Genomic DNA, 22364 nt, shown 5'->3' on the forward strand with positions numbered 1-22364 from the left:
ACACTAAAATTACTAAGTAAATTTACAACATTAAAATCAAGATAAAAAAAAATCCGCTTCTTAAAAAAAGCGGATTCGGTATTACATTCTTTCTGGAACATTAATTCCTAAGAGACTAAAAGCATTTTTGATCGTTTCTCCAACTTTCTTAGACAATTGGACTCTAAATACCTTCTTATTAGCATCTTCTTCTCCTAAAATTGAAACCGATTGATAAAATGAATTGTATTCTTTCACCAAATCGTAAGTATAGTTTGCGATTAATGCCGGGCTATGATTGTGAGCCGCATTCTGAATTACATCCGGGAATTGCGCAATTTGCTTCACTAATTCTTTTTCCTTTTCGTGAAGTTCCTCCACCGCTACTGAAGCTGTACTATCAAAATCCGCTTTTCTCAAAATCGATTGAATACGCGCATACGTATATTGAATGAACGGACCCGTATTTCCATTAAAATCTACCGATTCCTTAGGATCAAACATCATGGTTTTCTTCGGATCCACTTTCAACATATAATATTTCAATGCACCTAAGCCGATAATTTTATACAATGCTGCTTTTTCAGCATCGGAATAGCCTTCCAATTTTCCTAATTCTTCTGAAATTGATTGCGCAGTAGTTGTCATTTCCGCCATTAAATCATCTGCATCTACTACTGTTCCTTCACGCGATTTCATTTTACCTGAAGGCAATTCTACCATTCCATACGACAAATGGAACAAATCAGCTGCCCAATCGAAACCTAATTTCTTTAGGATTAAAAACAATACTTTAAAGTGATAATCTTGTTCATTACCCACCGTATAAACCATTCCTCCAACATCCGGATTATCCTTTACACGTTGGATTGCTGTTCCTATATCCTGCGTCATATAAACTGCAGTACCATCGGAACGCAAAACGATTTTTCGATCCAAGCCATCTTCTGTCAAATCAATCCAAACCGAACCGTCCGGATCTTTTTCGAAAATTCCTTTTTCTAACCCGAACTGCACCACTTCTTTACCTAACAAATACGTATTACTTTCGTAGTAATAGGAATCAAAATTCACCCCAAGATTTGTATAGGTTTGTTCGAAACCGTCATAAACCCACTGGTTCATTGTTTTCCAAAGCGCCACAGTTGCTTCATCGCCTGCCTCCCATTTACGCAACATTTCCTGCGCCTCAAGAATAGACGGCGCCAGTTTTTTCGCTTCATCTTCGGTTTTGCCTTCTTCCATTAAGGTTTTGATTTCTGCTTTGTAAGCTTTATCAAACTCTACATAAAAGTTTCCGACCAATTTATCACCTTTTAAACCAGTTGATTCCGGTGTTTGTCCGTTTCCGAATTTCTGCCAAGCCAACATTGACTTACAAATATGGATACCACGGTCGTTGATGATTTGAGTTTTGTATACTTTTTTACCCGAAGCTTTTATAATTTCGGCTACAGAATACCCCAATAAATTATTACGGATATGCCCCAAATGCAATGGCTTATTGGTATTAGGTGATGAATATTCGACCATAATAGCTTTTTCACCAGCTACAGGATTGACAAATCCGAAAGATGTATTACTTTGAATATCTTTAAAGAAGTTGACATAGTATGCATCCGAAATTACGATGTTCAAAAATCCCTGAACCACATTAAATTTCTCAACTTCCTGAACATTTTCAACCAAATAGTTTCCAATCTTAGTTCCAATTTCGGCTGGGTTTCCTTTAACCAATTTTAGGATTGGAAAAACCACCATAGTTATATCACCTTCAAATTCCCTACGAGTTGCTTGATATTCTACTTTATCAAGTGAAATAGCAAACAATGCCTGAACAGCTTCCTGGATTTTTGGCGTAAGAATTTGTGTAAGTGTCATAATTAATGATTTTTTAAAGGCGCAAAGATACTATTTTAAAAGAAATTTTTAGTAAATTTATAGAGATACAATTATCGTCCAATTCCTGAGGTTTTGCAATAAAAACCTACTTAATTACGGGATATCAAGTAGTTTGTCGGTATTTTTTTTGTGTAACTGAGATAAAGAATATTTTTGCAGACCCATGACAAAATCTATGAAAAAAAAACTACTTCTAACGCTGTTTTTGATTAACAGCTTTTTTATTTTCTCACAATCAATAACAGTAAACACGACTACTTACAACGATTTCGGTCTAGTCAACAGTGTATTAGTCAACAGTCCTTGCGTAAATATTACCAATGTAAGTTCTCGAACAGGTACTAATTTCGGTTCCACTAACGGAATAGGCTATTTTGAAAATACCAACCCGGCCTTTCCTTTTACTAATGGTGTACTCTTAACCACGGGAAATGTACTTAATGCACCCGGACCCAACACTTCCGATTTAAGCGATGGAAGTTCAGCTTGGCCAGGCGACGCTAATTTAGAAACAATTTTGGCGGCATCGGGCATCAACATGAGTTCTAGAAACGCTACAGTTTTAGAATTTGATTTCACATCGTACTCCAACTACTTTAATTTTCAATTTTTATTTGCTTCCGAAGAATACGGAACCTATCAATGTCAATCAACTGATGGCTTTGCATTTTTACTCACTGATTCAGGTGGAGTAACCGAAAATCTTGCTATTATTCCAAGCACTACTATTCCTATTTCCGTACAAACTATACGAGATAATCTTTACAATTCGGGATGTACTCCGGAAAACGTAGGGTATTTTGGTCAGTTCAATGGAGGATCAGCTGCAGCAGCATCTCCAACCAACTTTAACGGCCAAACCGTTTTGATGAATGCTACTAAAAACAATTTGATTCCTGGTCAAACTTACCACATTAAGATTGTTATTGCGGATGGTATTGACGAGCGTTTTGATTCGGCTTTATTTTTAGGCGGAAGTAGTTTTGATTTTAGTCAAGATGTACTTGGTCCCGACATTGTGGGATTATGCAATAATAATGGCGTTAATGAAAGTTACACTATAACTTCAGGTTTAGATCCCAATTTCTTTGATTTTGTTTGGAAAGATGCCAATGGAAATCCTATTCCGGGCGAAACTGGTCCAGATTTGACTGTCAATCAATCCGGCACCTACCAACTAACCTATTACATACAAGCAACTAATTGTGAAGTAGCTACCAATGATATTGTCATATCTTACCAACCTGCTATCACAGTACCCGATCCAGTCGATTTGTACAAATGTAACAATGCTTCGGCAAATTATACTTTTGAATTAGCTTACAACTCACCAATAGTTAATCCGTCAGGACAATACCAATTAAGCTATCATGAATCTTTGGCGGATGCACAGGGAAATACCAATCCATTAATATTAAGCCATAGTGTAGCTTCAGCAAGTTTACCCAAACAAATCTGGATTAGAGTTGTTGATCCAAGCACTGGTTGTTATACCATAGAAACTTTCTTTTTACGTTTAACTCCATCTCCGATAGCCAATAACCCCGGGGATTTAACCCGTTGTGAAACTACAGCCGGTTCAGGTTCAGGAGAGTTTGATTTAGCACTATTAACCAATACTGTTTTAAGTGGGCAATCCTCAAGTATTTACAATGTTAGTTATCATCTATCACAAGCGGATGCAGACAACAACGTAAACCCAATTGACACTAACTCCTCTTTAATATCATCAAATACAGTTGTTTATATCCGAATTGAAAACAACACTGACACCGCCTGTTATAACACAACAAGTATCAATCTAATTGTCAAACCGAGACCTATTTTAGACAATTTACAGGACCAATTTGTTTGCGCTCAATACATTTTACCCACACTCACAAATCCGGGCACCTATTATACAGGCCCTAATCAAACTGGATCAATACTAGCACCGGGAACCGTCATCACAACCGACACGACCATCTACATTTACCACGAAACAGGTGGCACACCAAGTTGTCCTTCAGAGCGTAGTTTTAATGTATTTATTATCGAACAATTAGACATTACACCAATTGATGTAATTAGCTGCGACAGTTACATTATACAACCCTATGCCTACAATGGGATGCAGTATTTTACACAACCAGGTGGACCAACTACTCCTGGAAATACAGAGGTTTTCCCTGGAGATATAATTTCAACTTTAGGCACTACAACACTTTATGTGTACTTTACCTTTACGGATCCAACTTGTTCACCTATTGCAAGCGACTTCGACATTACCATTTACCAAACACCAACCGTTAGCAATACATTTACCAATATTTTTGATTGTAATCCGGTAAATTCACTTCCAGTCATTATTACCAACGTAGGCACGGCCAACTATTATACATACGACGCAGCAACAGATACTTATACACCTCTAACATTCCCGATAACTACGACTACTGAAGTTCATGCTTTTGCAGAAAACAATAATTGTCGTTCAACAATTTCAACTTTCTCGGTATATATTGGGAGTTTAAACTTAGCCAATGTAGATATTTGTTCGGGTCCATATCAATTGAACGCTCCTCCGGTTGGTGAATTCAGAGATGCACCCAATGGAGGAGGTAATAGTATCAACACACCAATTGATATTAACCAAAACACTACTATTTATCATTATGTTCCCGGGGCAGCATGTACTAACGATGATTTCTTCAACATTACATTCCATCAACCAGCGCTAACTGCACCTATTCCCGTAGCAGCATGTGAAACCTATACTTTACCAACAAATCCAGACGGAGGAAGGTATTTTGTACAGCAAGGAGGGCCGGCAACAACCGGAAATATTGAATTGCTACCAGGAGATGCGATAACTTCAACCAATACGATATGGATATACAAGGAATCAACAATGGCATTGACTCCGGTGTGTTACAATGAAACGCCTTGGACAATTACGATCAATCAAAGACCAATAATTGATTCCAGAGGACGTCAAGAAGTCTGTTATAGTTATACCTTGACACCTTTGGCTAACGGTAATTATTATGATGATCCCAACGGTCAAAACCTAATCACAGATTTTGTGATTGACGCCACTGATTTAAATGCTAATGATGACATGACCAACCTTATCAAAACCATTTATATTTATGCCGTAAATCCAAACGATCCTAATTGTTTCAGTGAAAATTCATTCGAAATTGATTTTGACAGCTTCCGAGCCACTGTGTTTCAAAATCAAGTACACTGTGATAGCTATACTTTACCAGCTTTACCCGCGAACAATTTCTATTATGATGCACCAATGGATCCGAATCCCAATAATCCACATCCAGGTAATATAATTCCCGCTGGAACAGTTTATACTTCCGCAAATGTGGTTTCACCGCTTTACATTTATACCGAAACCAATGTGCGTTTCAGCTGTAGAGATGAAAGTACTTTTACTATTACGATTAATGATACTCCTGTCTTGGATTCTTCATTACCAACAGCATTTAATTTTTGCGACAGTTTTACATTACCTACTTTGAGTGTAGGTACTTATTACAACCAATCCATTACCAATCCTGATGGAAGAGTTGTAGTTCCAATTACAACTTATGATAATAATAATGTACCTCCTGTTTCAATTTTTGTATATGCCGAAACAGGAACTAATCCGAATTGTTTTATAGAAAGAGAAATTCCGATTAATCTATATAATGTCACCGAACTACCAGACGTACCAAATACTTGTAGCAGTTATCAATTAAACCCAGCTAGTCTGGGTGCAGGAGAAAACTATTACGACAATACTGGAAATGTATTGGTCTCTAATGCAACAATCACGACTCCAGGAGCAAATACTATCTACATTAGAGGAAATGCTCCTTTTTCACCAACGTGTCAAGACCAAAGTGAATTTATTGTCAATATTGTAGCAGAACCAATTGCCAACCCTGCAACAATCACACCTAAATGTGATGATTTTGGAATCAATGATGGAATTTATCGTTATGATTTAATTACTGAAGTCCAAAATCAAGTTCTAGGTACACAAACTCCAGCTACAGATTTCAATTTCAGTTATTATACGTCTGCAAGTGATGCAAATACAGGAACGAATGCAATTGCCAATCCTTCAGCTTATGAGAATGAAACGCCTTATAATGATACCATTTGGGTTCGCATTAACAATACAACTTCAACCAATGCCTGTTTTGACGTTGTGCAAGTAAGTTTAAATATCAATCCACTTCCTAATCCAATTTTAGATACGGAATACTTCATCTGTCAAGATTATGAAACAGGAACGATTTTAAATAGTGTTGTTTTAAATACTGGATTAAGTTCAGGATATTCTTATGTTTGGACTCATAATGGAGCTCCATTTGGGAATAATTCGGGTGCGGTTTCCACCAACTTAGAAGGTGACTATTCCGTAACGGTTACCAATACTACGACAAACTGTACTAAAACAATTACTACAAAAGTTACCATGTATGCGCCTTATCTGGAAATTGTATACAGTGATGCCTTTGAAAATCCAACCTTTATCGAAGTGAATGTTTTAGGTGTCGGTTCAGGAAATTATGAATACCAATTAGACAACGGACCTTATCAGGACAGTAACATTTTCTATAATGTAGCTGCTGGTGAGCATACTATTTCAGTTAGAGACAAAAACGGTCATTGTTCTCCAGCGCCTTTAACTGCGGTAATCATTAATTATCCTAAATTTTTCACACCAAATGCAGATGGTTATCATGAAACCTGGAATATTCCTGATTTAATTTCGACCAATCCGAATGCTGCTATCAGTATTTTTGATCGTTATGGCAAATTTTTAAAACGAATTACTCCTTCTTCTCCAGGATGGGACGGAACCTACAACGGAGAACCGCTACCCTCTACTGATTATTGGTTTACTGTAGAATTTACAGAAAAAGGAAGTAACAAAACGTTCAAATCGCATTTTACTTTAAAACGATAATCTTAGAAAAAAATCAACAAAATGGGCTTGTTTCAGAACAAGTCCATTTTTTTTTGACGCAAACTGTAACAAAATATTAAATTTCAATACTACTATGCAAACAAAAGTTAAGTGAAAAAAAAGGTACTTTGTTTTGCATAGTTCTAAATTATTTATACATTTGTCCCATAAATCATCATCAATCAAATTTAAAATCATGAGATTAAAAGCAATCATCATTTGTTTATTGGCACAAATTGCCAGTTTACAAGCACAAACTTCCACTCCTCCGTCAAACCCATTGGCTCAAGGAACTATTAGTGGAAAGGTTATCGATAAAAAAAACAATGAACCCTTATCGTATGCTTCTGTAACCATTAAAGAGGACGGTAAAGTGATTACCGGAAGTATGACCAAAGACAACGGAAGTTTCTCAATCGGAAATTTACCATTAAAATCATTATCTGTTGAAGTAGTTTTTATGGGTTATAAAAAATACGAAACCATGATAACTTTAGATAACGATAACAAATCTCTAAATCTAAAGAACATTTTACTTGAAGAAGAAGCCAAAATGCTTAACGAAGTAAGTGTTGTACGTGAAAAATCATCAGTAGAACAAAAACTTGATCGAAAAGTAATTACCGTTGGTAAAGACTTAGTTTCGGCAGGAGCTACGGCTGCAGAAATCATGAACAATATACCTTCGGTATCTATCGATCAACAAAACAACACAGTAAGTTTAAGAGGAAACGAAAACGTAAAAATCTTCATCAATGGAAAACCTTCCAACCTAACTGCTTACCAAGCTCTGCAACAAATCCCTTCCACGTCAATCAAACAAATTGAATTAATTACCAATCCCTCAGCAAAATACAATCCGGAAGGAATGAGCGGTATCATTAATATTGTATTGAATAAAAACGCAAAATTAGGTTTTAACGGAAGCTTAAATACTGGAACTACTTTTGGTAAAGCCCCAAAATTCAATGGTTCAATCGATTTGAATTACAGAGTAAACAAATTTAACTTTTACACCAATTACGCTTTGAACCACGGTAAATTCATCAACAGTGGTAAAATTCAGTGGAGAAATTATGACAATATCGATAATTATGATGCCTATTTTGACATCAGAGAATTCAACAAAAATCATTTCACAAAATCGGGTGTAGATTTTTATATCAACGACAAAAACACATTATCTTTTTATACGATACAGTCATTTGCAAATCCTTCTATGGTTTTTGGAAACCGAATCGATTACATTACCGGTGCGTCTAGCGATGTCACTCAAATACAAACAGCAAGATCAAAAGACAAAGACCAGACCTACAATTTAGCCTACAAACATCAATTTGAAAAACCAGAAAGAACTTTAGATATTGAATTGAATTACAATTTGAGTAAAAGTCCTGAAGACAGTGAGTTCAGAGATGAGAACAACAACTTAACCAAAACAAATGATGTAACTAAAGACGGTACGAATTTTATAGCCAATGTTGATTATACAAGTCCGTTATCAGAAACTTCAAAAATTGAATTAGGATTAGAAAGCAGAATTGACGGAACAACAAACAGATTCGTAAACAATAACACGTTCGATTCCGATTTTGAATTCAACAGAAATATTCAATCGGCGTACACCAATTACAGTAGCCAAATTGGAAAATGGAACTATCAATTGGGTTTACGCTTCGAAAGCTATGACGTGAATGGTACGTTCAAAAAAGCAGGTCAGGCTGATGATCATTTCAAAGATTATATTTTCACAGTATATCCATCGGCATTTGTAACCTACACCCCTTCTGAAAACAATTCATTCAATTTCAATTATTCAAGAAGAGTGGACAGACCCAACATGCAACAGGTAAATGAAATTAGACAATGGAGCGGACCAACCGTAGAACAAATTGGTAATTCAGAATTGAAGCCACAATTTACCAACTCAATTGAAGCAAATTACACCCGAAAAGTAAAAATGGGTTCGATCACATCCGGAGTTTTCTTCCGATACATTAAAGATGATATATCACAGGTTTTAACTACAAATCCTTACGATGCTAATAAAAGTCTTTTAACTTTTACCAATTTCGATCACAACACAGAATATGGTGTGGAAGTTTCAGGAAACTTAGATTTCGACAAATGGTGGAATGTAAACTTTGGTGTGGACAGTTATTTTAAAAACAATAAAGGAATCATTGAAGACCGTAATGGTGATTTAGTAGACAAAGAAATCAATGCTGTTTTATTCAACGCAAGAATGAACCACACGTTCAAAGTAACCAAAGATTTCCGATTGATCTGGTTTACCATGTACAGAGGCGGAGCAAGACATTTACAATTTTCAAATAAAAGCATGTGGAAAACCGATTTAGGTGCACGTTTGAATGTTTTAAAAGGAAAAGGAACAGTGAGTGTACGTTACAATGATATTTTCGATATTATGCGTGAACGTTTTAACAGTGAAGATCCGGCGAAAATCAATGGACAGTTCCGTTGGGAAAACCAAACAGTCAACGTGAACTTCAGCTACAATTTCGGAAGTGGAAAAGATAAAGCGTTACAACGCAAACAAAGAGAACAAAACGAATCAAAAGGAGGCGGAATGTTCTAAAAATATTGGGTTTGGTTAATTAGTTGATTGTCCTCTGGAGTTTTTACTTCAGGGGATTTTCTTTTTTAGCATGTTAAACATTTCTTAAAACTGTAACAAACCGTGTTCGTCAGTGTCTACTAGATTGTAAATTTGTCACCGATTTTACTTTCCAAAACACAAAAAATCAATCATCAATCGTAATCAAACTTATTTTAACGATGAAATTTAAAATTTTAATCATTTGCTTATTAGTGCAGTTGACTAATTTGCATGCACAAACTTCCGCACCTACCTCATTACTTCCGGGTAGTATCAACGGTAAGGTAATCGAAAAGAAAACCGGCGAACCTATTCCTTATGCAACCATTTCGGTAAGAGATGAAGGAAAAGTTATTTCCGGAGGAATTACAAAAGACAACGGTAGTTTCACCGTAGGGAATCTTCCTTTAAAGCAACTTACTGTTGAAGTACAATATATTGGCTTCAAAAAATACACGGCATCATTTACCCTTTCAGAAAGCGATAAATCGATTGCGTTAAAAACGATTGCATTAGAAGAAGAAGCAACTCAACTTAACGAAGTTTCTATTGTAAAAGAACGTTCGACCATCGAACAGAAAATAGACCGTAAAGTAGTTAACGTAGGTAAAGATTTAGTGGCATCGGGAACTACAGCTTCCGAAATGCTGAACAACATTCCAACATTAAGTGTGGATGCTCAAACCAAAGAAATCTCTTTGCGCGGAAACAGCAATGTAAGAGTATTGATTGATGGAAAACCTTCTAACATTGAAGTAGGTCAATTATTACAACAAATTCCATCTTCTTCAATCAAACAAGTGGAATTGATCACCAATCCATCTGCCAAATACAATCCGGAAGGAATGAGTGGTATCATCAACATTATTTTACATAAAAATGCGAATACAGGTTTTAATGGAAGCATTAATACCGGTGTAACTTTTGGTATCACGCCAAAAACCAACTCGGCTCTAAACTTGAATTATAAAGTGGGTAAAGTAAATTTGTACACCAATTATGGTTTCAACCACGGTTTGAATGCTAACCACGGATTTGTGAATTCAGAAAACCCATCAAAAGAAAGCGAGCAAGATTTCAGATTCCGTAATAAAAACAATTCCCATTTGTTTAAAATTGGAATCGATTACTATATTGACGAAAAAAATACGCTATCTGCTTATACCAATCAAAATTTAACCCATTTGGATGGTAACAGTGAAACCGAAGTTGATTATTTAACAAACCCTGCGAATCGCGATTCTTTTCAAACTTCAATCAATGAAAACGAAAATAAAAATCAAACTTATGATTTAGTTTTCAAACACGATTTCGATAAAAAAGGAGAGAACATCGAGTTTCAAGCCAACTTTTCAAATACCACCAATGAAGAAAACACAGATTATGTAGACACCTTTACAGATCCAGCGGAAACTTCATTCACCACCAACGATATTCAAACGGAAACCAATTATACGCAATTCAATATCGATTATACCAATCCGTTAACTGAAAAAACGAAATTGGAAATTGGATACGAATCACGATTCCAAGACACTTCAAGTGATTTCGATAATACTCGTACACCTGGTTATTTAGCAGAAAACGAGTTCTCATTCAAAAGAGATATTCATGCTTTATATACCAATTACAGTAAAAAATGGGACAAATGGAGTGCACAGTTAGGATTTAGAGCTGAAATATACAATTTGGACGCCGATTTCGAAACGGTTTCAACTGAACCTACCGAAAATGATCAAAGAAAAGTAGAAGACGATATCTTTACTATTTATCCTTCGGCATTCATCAATTATACTCCAAACGAAAAAAACTCATTCAATCTGAATTATTCAAGAAGAGTAGACAGACCAAGTATTGGACAAATCAATCCAATTCGCGAATGGACTACTCCTACTATTGAATCTAGAGGTAATCCAGCTTTGGTTCCTCAGTTTACTAATTCATTCGAATTGAATTATACGCGTACTATGAAACTAGGAACCGTAACTACAGGCGTTTTTTACAGAAGAATCAATGATGAAATCTCTAGAGTAACCTACATAGATCCGAACAATATCAACCGAAGAATTTTATCTTGGGATAATTTCAAAGACAACAATGCGTATGGTATTGAGGCTTCTGCCAATTTAAAATTCACTAAATGGTGGGGAGCAAACATCAGTGCCGACTCGTATTTCAAAATAGTGAGAGGTATCGTGCAAAATGGTATTACGGAAGAATACGAAAGAAAAGAAATTGATGTTACCACTTTCAATGCTAGAATGAACAACACATTCACAGCAAGTAAAAACCTACGTTTACAATTATTTGGTATGTTCAGAGGCCGTGATATTAGCTTACAAGGTGAAAGAAAATCAATGTACAAAGCAGATATCGGTGCTACTTACAACATCCTAAAAGGAAAAGGAACCATCACGTTACGTTACAACGATATTTTCGAAAATATGCGTTTTGCCTTCGATGGAAAAATTCCTTACAGACAATACGGAGCATTTTACTGGGAAAGTCAAACATTCTATGCTGGTATCAACTACAACTTCGGTGGTGGAAAAAACAGAGCATTACAACGCAAGCAACGTGATCAAAACGAAACACAAGGCGGTGGCGGAGGATTATTCTAAAACCTGTTGAATACAACCCATAAAAAAACCTCGATAATCGAGGTTTTTTTTTATTTCACTATGTACGCTTTTTTAATCGAGTCTAATTTTGGAAACTTCTTCATAAATTCTTTTCGTTTCACTGCTAAAGTATCGTAAACATTCATTGTTTCATTCCCATAACCCGAATAGAGTTTTTCGACAACCTCCATTCCTTTGGTTACTTTACCCAATGTCGGAAAACCTTTTACTCTATTAAAGGCTACCGTATCCAACCGTTTATTATCTTTTAAATTGATAAAAAGATGATTACCCCTTGAATTAGGCCCGGAACGCGCATAACTAATCGTTCCTTTCACATTACTACCTTTCACTGGTTCGTCTTCTACTTTATAGCGGTCCCAATTGTTTGCCGTTGCGGTCGAATCCATATGTCCAAATTGCGCTACAAAATTTGGAACAACTCGGTAGAAAACAATTCCATCATAAAATTTATGGTTGATTTGCTGATAAATTCGATCGACCGCTTTCGGTGACAAATCTCTAGTAAATTCAACTTCAAAATCACCTTGGGAAGATTCAAAACGCGCCTGAAACGTTTCCGGCGCTTTTTCTTCCATCCATTTTGTACTGAATGAAGGTTTCCCGCAACTCAGCATTAAAACAGCTAAAGCAATGAAAGGTTTTTTCATCAATTACCACTTAATAATGGCGCTCGCCCAAGTAAAACCTGATCCGAAAGCCGCCAATACCACTGTATCTCCTTCTTTTATTTTTCCTTGTTCCCAAGCTTCCGTCAAAGCAATAGGAATAGACGCCGCAGTGGTATTACCATATTCCATGATATTGTTGTATACTTGGTCGTCTGTCAATTGGAATTTTTGTTGGATGAATTGAGAGATTCTCAAATTCGCCTGATGCGGAATCAACATATCGATATCCGAAACCTGAAGATTATTCGCTTGTAAACCTTCCATAATCACTTCACTGAAACGAACCACTGCATTCTTGAATACAAACTGTCCGTTCATATGAGGATAATAACTTTCGTCATTAGGATCGTTATCTTTCAAAATATCCAATACCCAACGTTTACCCATTCCCGGAGCAATCAATGCCAATTCCTCAGCATGTTGTCCTTCGGAATGCAAATGCGTTGATAAAATACCTTTGGTAGTATCTTCTTCTCTTGATAAAATTGCCGCTCCCGCTCCATCTCCGAAAATAACCGAAACTCCACGACCACGGGTAGTGAAATCCAATCCTCTAGAATGTACTTCGGAACCAATCACCAAGACATTTTTATACATACCGGTTTTGATATATTGATCGGCAATAGAAATTGCGTACACGAATCCTGAACATTGATTACGTACATCCAATGCACCTACTGTCTTTAAGCCCAAATCTCTTTGCACTAACACACCCGGCCCAGGAAAATAATAATCGGGACTTAACGTGGCAAAAATGACAAAATCAATATCTTCTTTTGCTATACCTGCTCTATCGATGGCAATTTGAGCTGCTTTAACACCCATTGAAGTAGTGGTGTCTTCGGCTGTATTTACGTGTCTTCTTCTTTTAATACCGGTGCGTTCCTGAATCCATTCGTCATTCGTATCCATTATTTTAGACAAATCATCATTTGTCACTACATTGTCCGGAACGTAATAGCCTAATCCTGTTATCTTTGAATGATACATCTTTTTATTTATTAATTAAAAATAGTCTGCAAATTTACGTTTAATGCAAAAATTAACAATACAAAATACACAAAATTTCCGAATTGACAATTGTAATACTATTATATTTGAAAAAGATTAGTAAAAGAATATGGAATACCTCATCATTTGTCTTGTCGCTTTATTTGGTGCCGGATTGACACTTTTCTCCGGTTTCGGATTGGGAACGCTTCTATTACCTGTTTTCGGATTGTTTTTTCCGATTGAAATAGCTGTAGTACTTACTGCATTGGTTCATTTTATGAACAACACCTTCAAATTAGTTCTTTTTGGTAAAAGCGCCGATAAAACTACCGTTCTGAAATTCGGAATTCCAGCAATTCTTTTTTCTTTTTTAGGTGCTTATCTATTAAGTTTGCTAAGCCACCTTCCTCCTATTTATTCTTATTATTTTAATACCCATCTAATTGAAATAAAAGCCATTAAACTAATCATTGGCTTACTGTTGATTGTATTCGCACTATTCGATGTGATTCCACAACTTAAAAATCTGGAATTCGATAAAAAACATTTACCGATTGGTGGTGTTTTAAGTGGGTTTTTCGGAGGATTATCCGGCCATCAGGGTGCCTTGCGAAGTGCATTTTTAATCCGTGCTGGTTTATCAAAAGAGGCATTTGTTGCCACTGGAGTTGTAATTGCCTGTCTCGTGGACGTTTCTCGTTTGAGTATTTATATCCCTAAAATTATTCGCAACGAGGTTGAACTTGACTTCACTTTGTTAGGTTTAGCATCACTTTCGGCATTCATAGGCGTATATTTCGGAAACAAACTATTACAAAAAACGACCATTACCCTAGTCCAAACTATAGTTGGTGTAACATTATTGGTCTTTGGAATACTAATGATGGCAGGAATTATATAAAAATTTGTTAACGAACTTATCGAATAAAATTTCTCCACCTATTTTTATACCATAGAAGAACCTATTTATGAGAAAACTACTTTTTTCCGCTTGCTTTCTAATTGCAAGTCATGTTGGTAGTGCACAAGAAAATGTGACCTACCAAAAACCTTCCGCACCCATACTAACACTGGCTGATTTCGAAAGAGCGCCTTCGGTTACTATGGATACCAAAAAACAGTATATGTTGTTTACCTATCGTGACACTTACAAAACATTAGACGACTTGAATCAGGACGAAATGCGCTTGGGTGGATTACGTATTAATCCCGTAACCAATATCTCGAGTACGCTGACCTACACCAACAACATCAAGGTTCGAAAAATCAAAGACAAAGTAGAAACACAAGTAACCGGACTTCCGCAAAATCCAAAAATTGCCTATTTGAATTGGTCTCCGGACGAAACCAAAGTAGCTTTTACTAATACCACCGCAACCGGAGTAGAACTTTGGTTACTGGATATTGCAACGGCAACAGCCAAAAAACTAACCGATGCTACTTTGAACGCCAACACCGGATCACCAATCAACTGGTTCAGAGATGGGAAAAGCATTTTGGTGAAACAGCTGATCAAAAACAGACCGGCTCTAATCGATGCTAAAAAAGAATTACCAAAAGGTCCGATTGTTTCAACTGCAGATGGAAAAGTATCCCAAAACAGAACATATCAAGATTTATTAAAAAACCCAACCGATGAAGCTAATTTTGAAAATTTAGTCACTTCGGAATATTATAAAGTTAATTTGGACGGTTCTTCCTCATTATTCAAAAAAGCCAATTGGTATTTGAACGAATCATTTTCACCCGACGGAAATTATTTACTAACCAACGTTTTAAAAAAACCGTTTTCCTACATTGTTCCATTAGGTCGTTTCCCAATTACTGTAGAAGTATTTGATTTGAACGGTAACCCGGTTCAATTAATCCATGAAGCACCATTGGCAGAAGTGATGCCTAAAGGTTTTATGGCGGTTAGAAAAGGAAAGCGTTCAATTGCATGGAGAAATGACGAACCTTCAACTTTATTCTTTGTTGAAGCGCTAGACGAAGGAGATCCAGCGAACAAAGTGGATTTCAGAGATGAACTATTCACCTGGAAAGCACCTTTCAAAGACAAACCCGTTTCGATTTTGAAAACTCCACAACGTTATAGCGGGATTATTTGGGGTAACAGCACCACTGCAATTGCTTATGATAACTGGTACGATACCCGAAACATCAAAACTTATTTATTCAACCCTTCACAACCGGGAACAACGCCAACTGTTATAAGCGACCGAAACCAACAGGACATTTATTCGGATCCCGGGAATTTTGAAACCATTAAAAACCAATACGGTCGTCAGGTATTGGCCATCGAAAATGACAATGCTTTTTTGATTGGCGACGGATATACCAAAGACGGTCAATTCCCTTTTGTGGATGAATTCAACCTAAAAACGCTGAAATCAAAACGTTTGTACCAAAGTACTTATAAAGACAAAAAGGAGGAAATTTTATCCATTGAAGATTTCAAAAAAGGAGACGTTTTAGTATCAATTCAATCGAAAACAGATTTCCCGAATTACTATTTCCGAAACATTAAAGCGAAGGATAAAATCACTCCAATCACGACTTTTAAAAATCCTTTCGAAAGTATCAAAAATGTATACAAAGAAGTAATCAAATACAAACGCAAAGACGGTGTAGAATTGTCAGGAACATTATATTTACCGGTAGGTTACGACCGAACTGCCAAAAAAGAAAAATTACCCCTATTAATTTGGGCATATCCTGAAGAATTCAAAGACAAAAACTCTGCGGGACAAAACAATAAAAACCCGAACGAATTTACATTCCCTTACTATGGTTCATTCGTTTACTGGGTAACCAAAGGTTATGCAGTATTGGATGATGCTTCATTCCCTATTATTGGTGAAGGAAAAACAGAACCGAACGACACTTTCATTCCGCAATTGGTATCGAATGCAGAAGCCGCTATCGATGCCTTGGACAACTTAGGATACATCAATCGCAAAAAAGTTGCTGTGGGTGGGCATTCCTATGGGGCGTTCATGACAGCCAACTTGTTGACACACTCTAATTTATTTGCGTGTGGTATTGCCCGAAGTGGTGCTTACAACAGAACACTAACTCCATTTGGTTTCCAAAGTGAACAGCGCAATTATTGGGAAGTTCCTGCAATTTACAACGGAATGTCTCCTTTCATGACTGCCGATAAAATGAAAACACCAATGCTTTTGGTACATGGTGAGGCTGACAACAATCCGGGTACCTTCACCTTACAAACAGAACGTTACTTCCAAGCTTTAAAAGGTTTGGGCGCTCCGGTAAGAATGGTAATCCTTCCGAAGGAATCCCATGGATATGCTGCCAAAGAAAACATCTTCCATTTATTATGGGAACAAGAGCAATTCTTAGACAAATATTTGAAGAATTAATTTCATAAGATTAAAAAAGCCTCATTGTATGAGGCTTTTTTATTGTACTATTGAATAATCAGCAGTAGGAATCTCAATTAATTTAGCTTACCGCTTTACTTCCAAAGTCACATCCAATTGCAATTCCAATTCTTTTTCATGTTGAAAAAACAACGGACGACCGTTGAAAGCTGCCTTAATCAAATAATGATTCCCTTTGAAATAACACTGCTTTACAGTTACTTTCAGCGGACCGTTTTCACAGATTTTCAACTGGTGTGGATAAACTAAAATAGTTTCAGACTTTCCATCTTTATTCATTATCAATTCATTTACTTCACCAAAAAGTGAAGCAATATATTTTGATGCGGGATTGCCATAAATCTGTTTCGAAGGCGCTTTCACCAATAATTGTCCATCTTTCATGATCATGGTTTCATCCGAAAACGAAAGCGCATCAGTACTGTCGTGTGTAGCAACAATTACTGTAATACCGCGACTTTTCAAATAAGCAAACAGATTACGGCGCAAAGCATTTTTTCGGAAGTTGTCGATGTGGCTAAACGGTTCATCCAGCAGCAAAATTTCAGGCTCTAGCGCCAATACCCTTGCCAAAGCAATACGTTGTTGCTGACCACCACTCAATAAATTTACTTTAGTTCTAGTAAACTCGGTCATTTCAACCAAATCCAGAAGTTCCTCAATGCGCAATTTTTTAATCGCTCGAAACGCATTGGATAAATATTTCCCCACACTTTCGCCAGCGGTTTCATAGGGCATTAGACCGAAATCCTGCGCCATAAATTTCATGTAATCCATTCCGGGTACCAAATTGTACTTCGGTCCGGTGACCAACTTATCATTCCAAGTAATTTTCCCTTCGTCAAGATCATGCAAACCATAGATCAATTTCAACAAAGTACTCTTTCCGCAACCACTTTCCCCCAGAAGTGCGATATTTTGTCCCTTTTCAATCGAAAAGCTGATATTGTGAATTATTCTTTTTTCGGTATAACCGAAGGATATATTATCAATTTGAAGCATAGTCAAAATTTAGATTACAAAGCTACAAACTAAGCCAATAAAAAAGCCGTTCCAACGAACAGCTTTTTTCAACAAATTTGTATTTTTTTTTCAATTATTTCCCTGCTTCTTTCTTTGCATCTTCCACCATTTTTTCATTGGCAGTAATGGCAAACTCCACACGGCGGTTTTCTGCACGTCCGGCATCCGATTCATTAGAAGCAATTGGGTCATTTTCACCCATTCCAGTAATATTGAAACGCGAAGATTTTACCCCTTTGGCTACCAAATACCCTTTCACCGCATTCGCTCTTAGCTCCGACAATTTCAAGTTGTAATCGTCAGCTCCTTTACTATCGGTATACCCATAAATTTTAATATCCGTATCGGCATATTCTTTAAAAACCGGCACCAATTTATCCAAATTGGCTTTCGCTTTAGGCGTTAGTGTTGCTTTATTGAAATCAAAATTCACCGAGTTCTCACCCAATGTCAGTTTAATTCCTTCTCCAACTCTTTCCACTTTAGCACCCGGTAAGGATTCACTGATACTTCTAGCCTGTCTGTCCATTTTGTTCCCGATTACACCACCAACAACGCCACCAACAACGCCACCAAGTACAGCTCCCAAAGCACCATTTCCACCTTTACCTATATTATTGCCCAAAATTCCACCAACAACCGCACCTCCAACAGCGCCAATGGCCGCTCCTTTTTGTGTATTATTGGCATTCTTTATAGACTCACAACTTGTCAAAACCATTCCTGTTAGAAATAGTGACACTGACATATATACGATTGATTTTCTCATGATCTTCTTATTTATTTTTTCTGAATAGGTATACAATTTCGGTGTTTTTACCACCAATATTTACTTTATCCACCAACTGAAACGTTTCCATGGTTTGACTTCTAAGCAACAATATATATCCCTCTTTTACTTTTCTGGCCTTATCACCTGCATCCAACATTTTTAAAACAAACTGCTGGTCCTTATTCACAAACCATTTGATATTCGAACTGAACTGAGGACAACCCGCTTTTTCAATGGCCATTTTTCCGGAATCATTATTCGAAACGAAAGTCCATTGACTCCCTTCAAAACACTGACTATCCGCTATCTGAAAAGAATTTACTTTAATCACTTCTTCCCCAGGGTAGCTAACATCCGTTAACGTCCAATTTCCTTTAATAGCAACTTGAGCGCGTCGGTCTACCGAAGTGGAAGTGGCAGCATCTTTTACCTTACAGCTGAATAATGATAGCGTTATGCCTAAAAATAGAATTACTTTCTTCATGTTTGCATGTATTTGATTTGATTCTGTACAAAGTTACAATTGTCTATTCAATTCTGCTTATATAATTTTTCTTATTAATTATAGAATTGCAATCGGTCAATTTGTCATTACGAATGGGTTTGGTATTTCTTTTGACAGATAAAAGGATAATAAATTTACTAATAAAATCTCAAATACTATGACAACAGGAAAAATTAATGTTTCAGTAGAAAACATCTTTCCCTTAATCAAAAAGTTTTTATACAGCGACCATGAAATCTTCCTTCGCGAATTGGTTTCCAATGCTACCGACGCCACACTAAAGCTAAAACATCTGACCAGCATTGGTGAAGCTAAAGTAGAATATGGCAACCCAATCATCGAGGTAAAAATCGACAAGGAAAATAAAAAGTTGCATATCATTGACCAAGGTTTGGGGATGACCGCAGAAGAAGTAGAAAAATACATCAACCAGGTAGCCTTTTCTGGCGCCGAAGAATTCTTAGAGAAATACAAGGATTCTGCCAAAGATTCAGGTATCATTGGTCACTTCGGATTAGGATTTTACTCCGCTTTCATGGTAGCCAATAAAGTGGAAATCATCACCAAATCCCACAAAGACGAACCTGCCGCTCACTGGACTTGCGATGGTAGTCCGGAATTCACTTTGGAACCTCATACCAAAACTGAACGAGGAACCGAAATCATTTTACATATTGCAGACGATTCTTTAGAATTCTTGGAAGAGTTCAAAATCCGTGAATTGTTAACCAAATACAACAAATTCATGCCGGTGCCTATTAAATTCGGTACCAAAAAAGAAGCGTTACCAAAACCCGAAGACGCAGGTGACGATTACAAAACAGAATTTATCGATGTAGACAATATCATCAACAACCCTACTCCAGCTTGGACAAAACAACCAACAGAGTTGACCGATGAAGACTACAAAAATTTCTACCGCGAATTGTATCCAATGCAGTTTGACGAACCGCTATTCAACATTCACCTGAATGTGGATTATCCGTTCAACCTGACCGGTATTTTGTACTTCCCGAAATTGGGCGATAATATCCAAATTCAAAAAGACAAAATTCAATTGTACCAAAATCAGGTATTTGTTACTGACAACGTAGATGGAATTGTACCAGAATTCCTAATGATGTTGAAAGGTGTGGTGGATTCTCCGGACATTCCGTTGAACGTTTCCCGTTCGTATTTACAAGCCGACGGTAATGTGAAGAAAATCTCGAATTACATTACTAAAAAAGTATCCGACAAACTAAAATCGTTGTTCAATGAAAACCGTGAGGATTTCGAAGCCAAATGGAACGACATTAAGTTGGTACTGGAATACGGAATGCTTTCAGAACCGAAATTCTACGAGAAAGCCGGCGCTTTTGCACTGTATCCTTCAACGGAAGGCAAATACTATACTCTTGAAGAGTTAAAAGAGGCGATTACAGCCAATCAAACCGACAAAAACGGTAAAGTGGTTGTATTGTATGCTTCCGACAAAGAAGCACAACACAGCTATATCGACATCGCCAAAGACAAAGGCTATCAAGTCATCGTGTTGGATTCTCCAATTGTATCGCACTTGATTCAGAAGTTGGAATCGGATAACGAGAATTTAACGTTTGCTCGTGTCGATGCCGATCATATTGACAAACTAATCCAGAAAGAAGATACGCAAATCTCGAAACTTTCAGACGAACAAAAGGAAACCCTTAAAGGAATTATTGAAAACACGGTTCCAAAGGAAAACTATACCGTTCAATTGGAAGCCATGGATAGTAACTTGGCACCTTTCATGATTACACAACCCGAATTCATGCGTCGTATGAAAGAAATGAGTGCTACAGGCGGCGGCGGAATGTTTGGCATGGGGAATTTCCCGGACATGTTCAATTTGGTGGTCAATACGAATTCCGATTTGGCTTCGGTGATTTTAAACACTGAAAATGAAGCGACAAAAGCCGATTTGGTAAAACAAGCTTTGGACTTGGCAAAATTATCACAAGGTTTGCTTAAGGGAGAAGAACTGACTTCTTTTGTAAAACGCAGTTTCGAAACTTTGAAATAAGCTTTTCAAAACATCCTAAAAAAACCTGCAGGGAGACTTGCAGGTTTTTTGTTTTCACCCTTGTCAGCTTTACCTACTTGTGGCCTAAATAGTTTTCCAAAAAAACCACCTTTTTATGGTTGTAGCTCTATTATGTAGCACGAAAAACATTGTAGGCAGTATCGTTTTACATTACTTTTCATTCTCTTACTATTGTGGCAAAAAAATATTTAAAAAAAAAGTTGCCACGAAAATCGTGGCAACTTTTTAAATTAAAAAATTTTTGCCACAGTAAAACCTGTGGCAAACAATTTTTTTTATTTTTATTTGCCACAGCTTTTTTTGGCTGTTGTTTCTATTCTTTGTGGGGATTGATTACACCTGAGGGTAGCGAACTGACGTAGTAAATCCATTATCAGTTTGAAGATTCCTTTTTCTTCATAAAAGTCTTATACTCCATTGTTTTTGATGAATATTGACCATCAATACTTGAATTTTGATACCCCTCTTTTTCTAAATCAATCCAAAGAAAAGCACTTTTCCCTATAACTGTCGAATAATGGCCTGATTTATCAGTAATCAATTTAATAACATCGTGTCCAAGATATTCGTCATAATTGGAAACTCCATTATCACTTTCATATCGCTCATTAATAATTATCACAGTCGCTCCATTGATAGGTTGTTTAGTAATCTCATCATAAACGTACCCATCAATCTTAACATCTTTAGTATCAATTACCGATAGATAAAATGCAAACAAATAAATTATCACTCCTAAAACTAGTGCAATACTTCCGTAAATAAATAGTTTCTTAATTTCTTTACTACTCATATATATATTTTTTATTTCAAGAACATATATATCAAGAA

General features: G+C 36.6%; 13 protein-coding genes. 6 read left to right on the forward strand and 7 right to left on the reverse strand.

All coding sequences use genetic code 11. The features are described from left to right. Positions 1 to 81: 81 nt before the first annotated feature. A complete protein-coding gene (gene argS, locus ACFO7M_RS00880; protein WP_379733534.1) occupies positions 82 to 1860 on the reverse strand; it encodes an arginine--tRNA ligase in 1779 nt (592 codons plus the stop codon). Positions 1861 to 2056: 196 nt separating this feature from the next. Here argS and ACFO7M_RS00885 point away from each other — a divergent pair, with 196 nt between their 5' ends. The 3 genes from ACFO7M_RS00885 to ACFO7M_RS00895 all read left to right on the forward strand — a co-directional run bounded on the left by ACFO7M_RS00885 (position 2057) and on the right by ACFO7M_RS00895 (position 12079). Beyond that, the gene (locus ACFO7M_RS00885) at positions 2057 to 6838 is read left to right on the forward strand and encodes a T9SS type B sorting domain-containing protein (RefSeq protein WP_379733536.1); all 4782 of its coding nucleotides are present in this window, start codon (positions 2057 to 2059) and stop codon (positions 6836 to 6838) included. Between the two features lie 196 nt (positions 6839 to 7034). Further along, the gene (locus tag ACFO7M_RS00890) at positions 7035 to 9437 is read left to right on the forward strand and encodes a TonB-dependent receptor domain-containing protein (RefSeq protein WP_379715434.1); all 2403 of its coding nucleotides are present in this window, start codon (positions 7035 to 7037) and stop codon (positions 9435 to 9437) included. Between the two features lie 200 nt (positions 9438 to 9637). After that, positions 9638 to 12079 (forward strand): TonB-dependent receptor domain-containing protein, encoded by a 2442-nt coding sequence (locus tag ACFO7M_RS00895; protein WP_379733538.1) that lies wholly within the window; start codon positions 9638 to 9640, stop codon positions 12077 to 12079. A 50-nt stretch (positions 12080 to 12129) separates the two neighbouring features. On the opposite strand, the gene ACFO7M_RS00900 is transcribed toward ACFO7M_RS00895, so the two are convergent. After that, a complete protein-coding gene (locus tag ACFO7M_RS00900) occupies positions 12130 to 12750 on the reverse strand; it encodes a peptidylprolyl isomerase (RefSeq protein WP_379733540.1) in 621 nt (206 codons plus the stop codon). Positions 12751 to 12753: 3 nt separating this feature from the next. Next, entirely contained in the window at positions 12754 to 13761 is a 1008-nt protein-coding gene (locus ACFO7M_RS00905; protein WP_379715442.1) for a 3-oxoacyl-ACP synthase III family protein, read from the reverse strand. A gap of 130 nt (positions 13762 to 13891) precedes the next feature. Between ACFO7M_RS00905 and ACFO7M_RS00910 the strand changes: the two genes are divergently transcribed. Beyond that, positions 13892 to 14665, forward strand: a complete 774-nt coding sequence (locus ACFO7M_RS00910; RefSeq protein WP_379715445.1) for a TSUP family transporter — start codon at positions 13892 to 13894, stop codon at positions 14663 to 14665. A gap of 67 nt (positions 14666 to 14732) precedes the next feature. Further along, positions 14733 to 17147, forward strand: coding sequence for a prolyl oligopeptidase family serine peptidase (locus tag ACFO7M_RS00915; protein ID WP_379733542.1), 2415 nt, complete (start codon positions 14733 to 14735; stop codon positions 17145 to 17147). An 87-nt stretch (positions 17148 to 17234) separates the two neighbouring features. Here the strand turns inward: ACFO7M_RS00915 and ACFO7M_RS00920 are convergent, their stop codons facing one another. The 3 genes from ACFO7M_RS00920 to ACFO7M_RS00930 all read right to left on the reverse strand — a co-directional run bounded on the left by ACFO7M_RS00920 (position 17235) and on the right by ACFO7M_RS00930 (position 19447). Beyond that, positions 17235 to 18170 (reverse strand): ABC transporter ATP-binding protein, encoded by a 936-nt coding sequence (locus ACFO7M_RS00920; protein WP_379715450.1) that lies wholly within the window; start codon positions 18168 to 18170, stop codon positions 17235 to 17237. 94 nt (positions 18171 to 18264) lie between these two features. Then, complete coding sequence (locus ACFO7M_RS00925) at positions 18265 to 18960, reverse strand: OmpA family protein (RefSeq protein ID WP_379733543.1); 696 nt, start codon at positions 18958 to 18960, stop codon at positions 18265 to 18267. 7 nt (positions 18961 to 18967) lie between these two features. Continuing rightward, on the reverse strand, positions 18968 to 19447 hold the full coding sequence (locus ACFO7M_RS00930) for a lipocalin family protein (protein ID WP_379715456.1): 480 nt from the start codon (positions 19445 to 19447) through the stop codon (positions 18968 to 18970). A 178-nt stretch (positions 19448 to 19625) separates the two neighbouring features. Between ACFO7M_RS00930 and htpG the strand changes: the two genes are divergently transcribed. After that, positions 19626 to 21512 (forward strand): molecular chaperone HtpG, encoded by a 1887-nt coding sequence (htpG, locus tag ACFO7M_RS00935; protein WP_379715459.1) that lies wholly within the window; start codon positions 19626 to 19628, stop codon positions 21510 to 21512. A 394-nt stretch (positions 21513 to 21906) separates the two neighbouring features. Here htpG and ACFO7M_RS00940 read toward each other — a convergent pair whose 3' ends face one another. Continuing rightward, entirely contained in the window at positions 21907 to 22326 is a 420-nt protein-coding gene (locus ACFO7M_RS00940; RefSeq protein ID WP_379733545.1) for a hypothetical protein, read from the reverse strand. Between the last annotated feature and the right edge of the window lie 38 nt (positions 22327 to 22364).

It is taken from the genome of Flavobacterium sp. GCM10023249, assembly GCF_042653365.1.
Lineage (GTDB): Bacteria > Bacteroidota > Bacteroidia > Flavobacteriales > Flavobacteriaceae > Flavobacterium.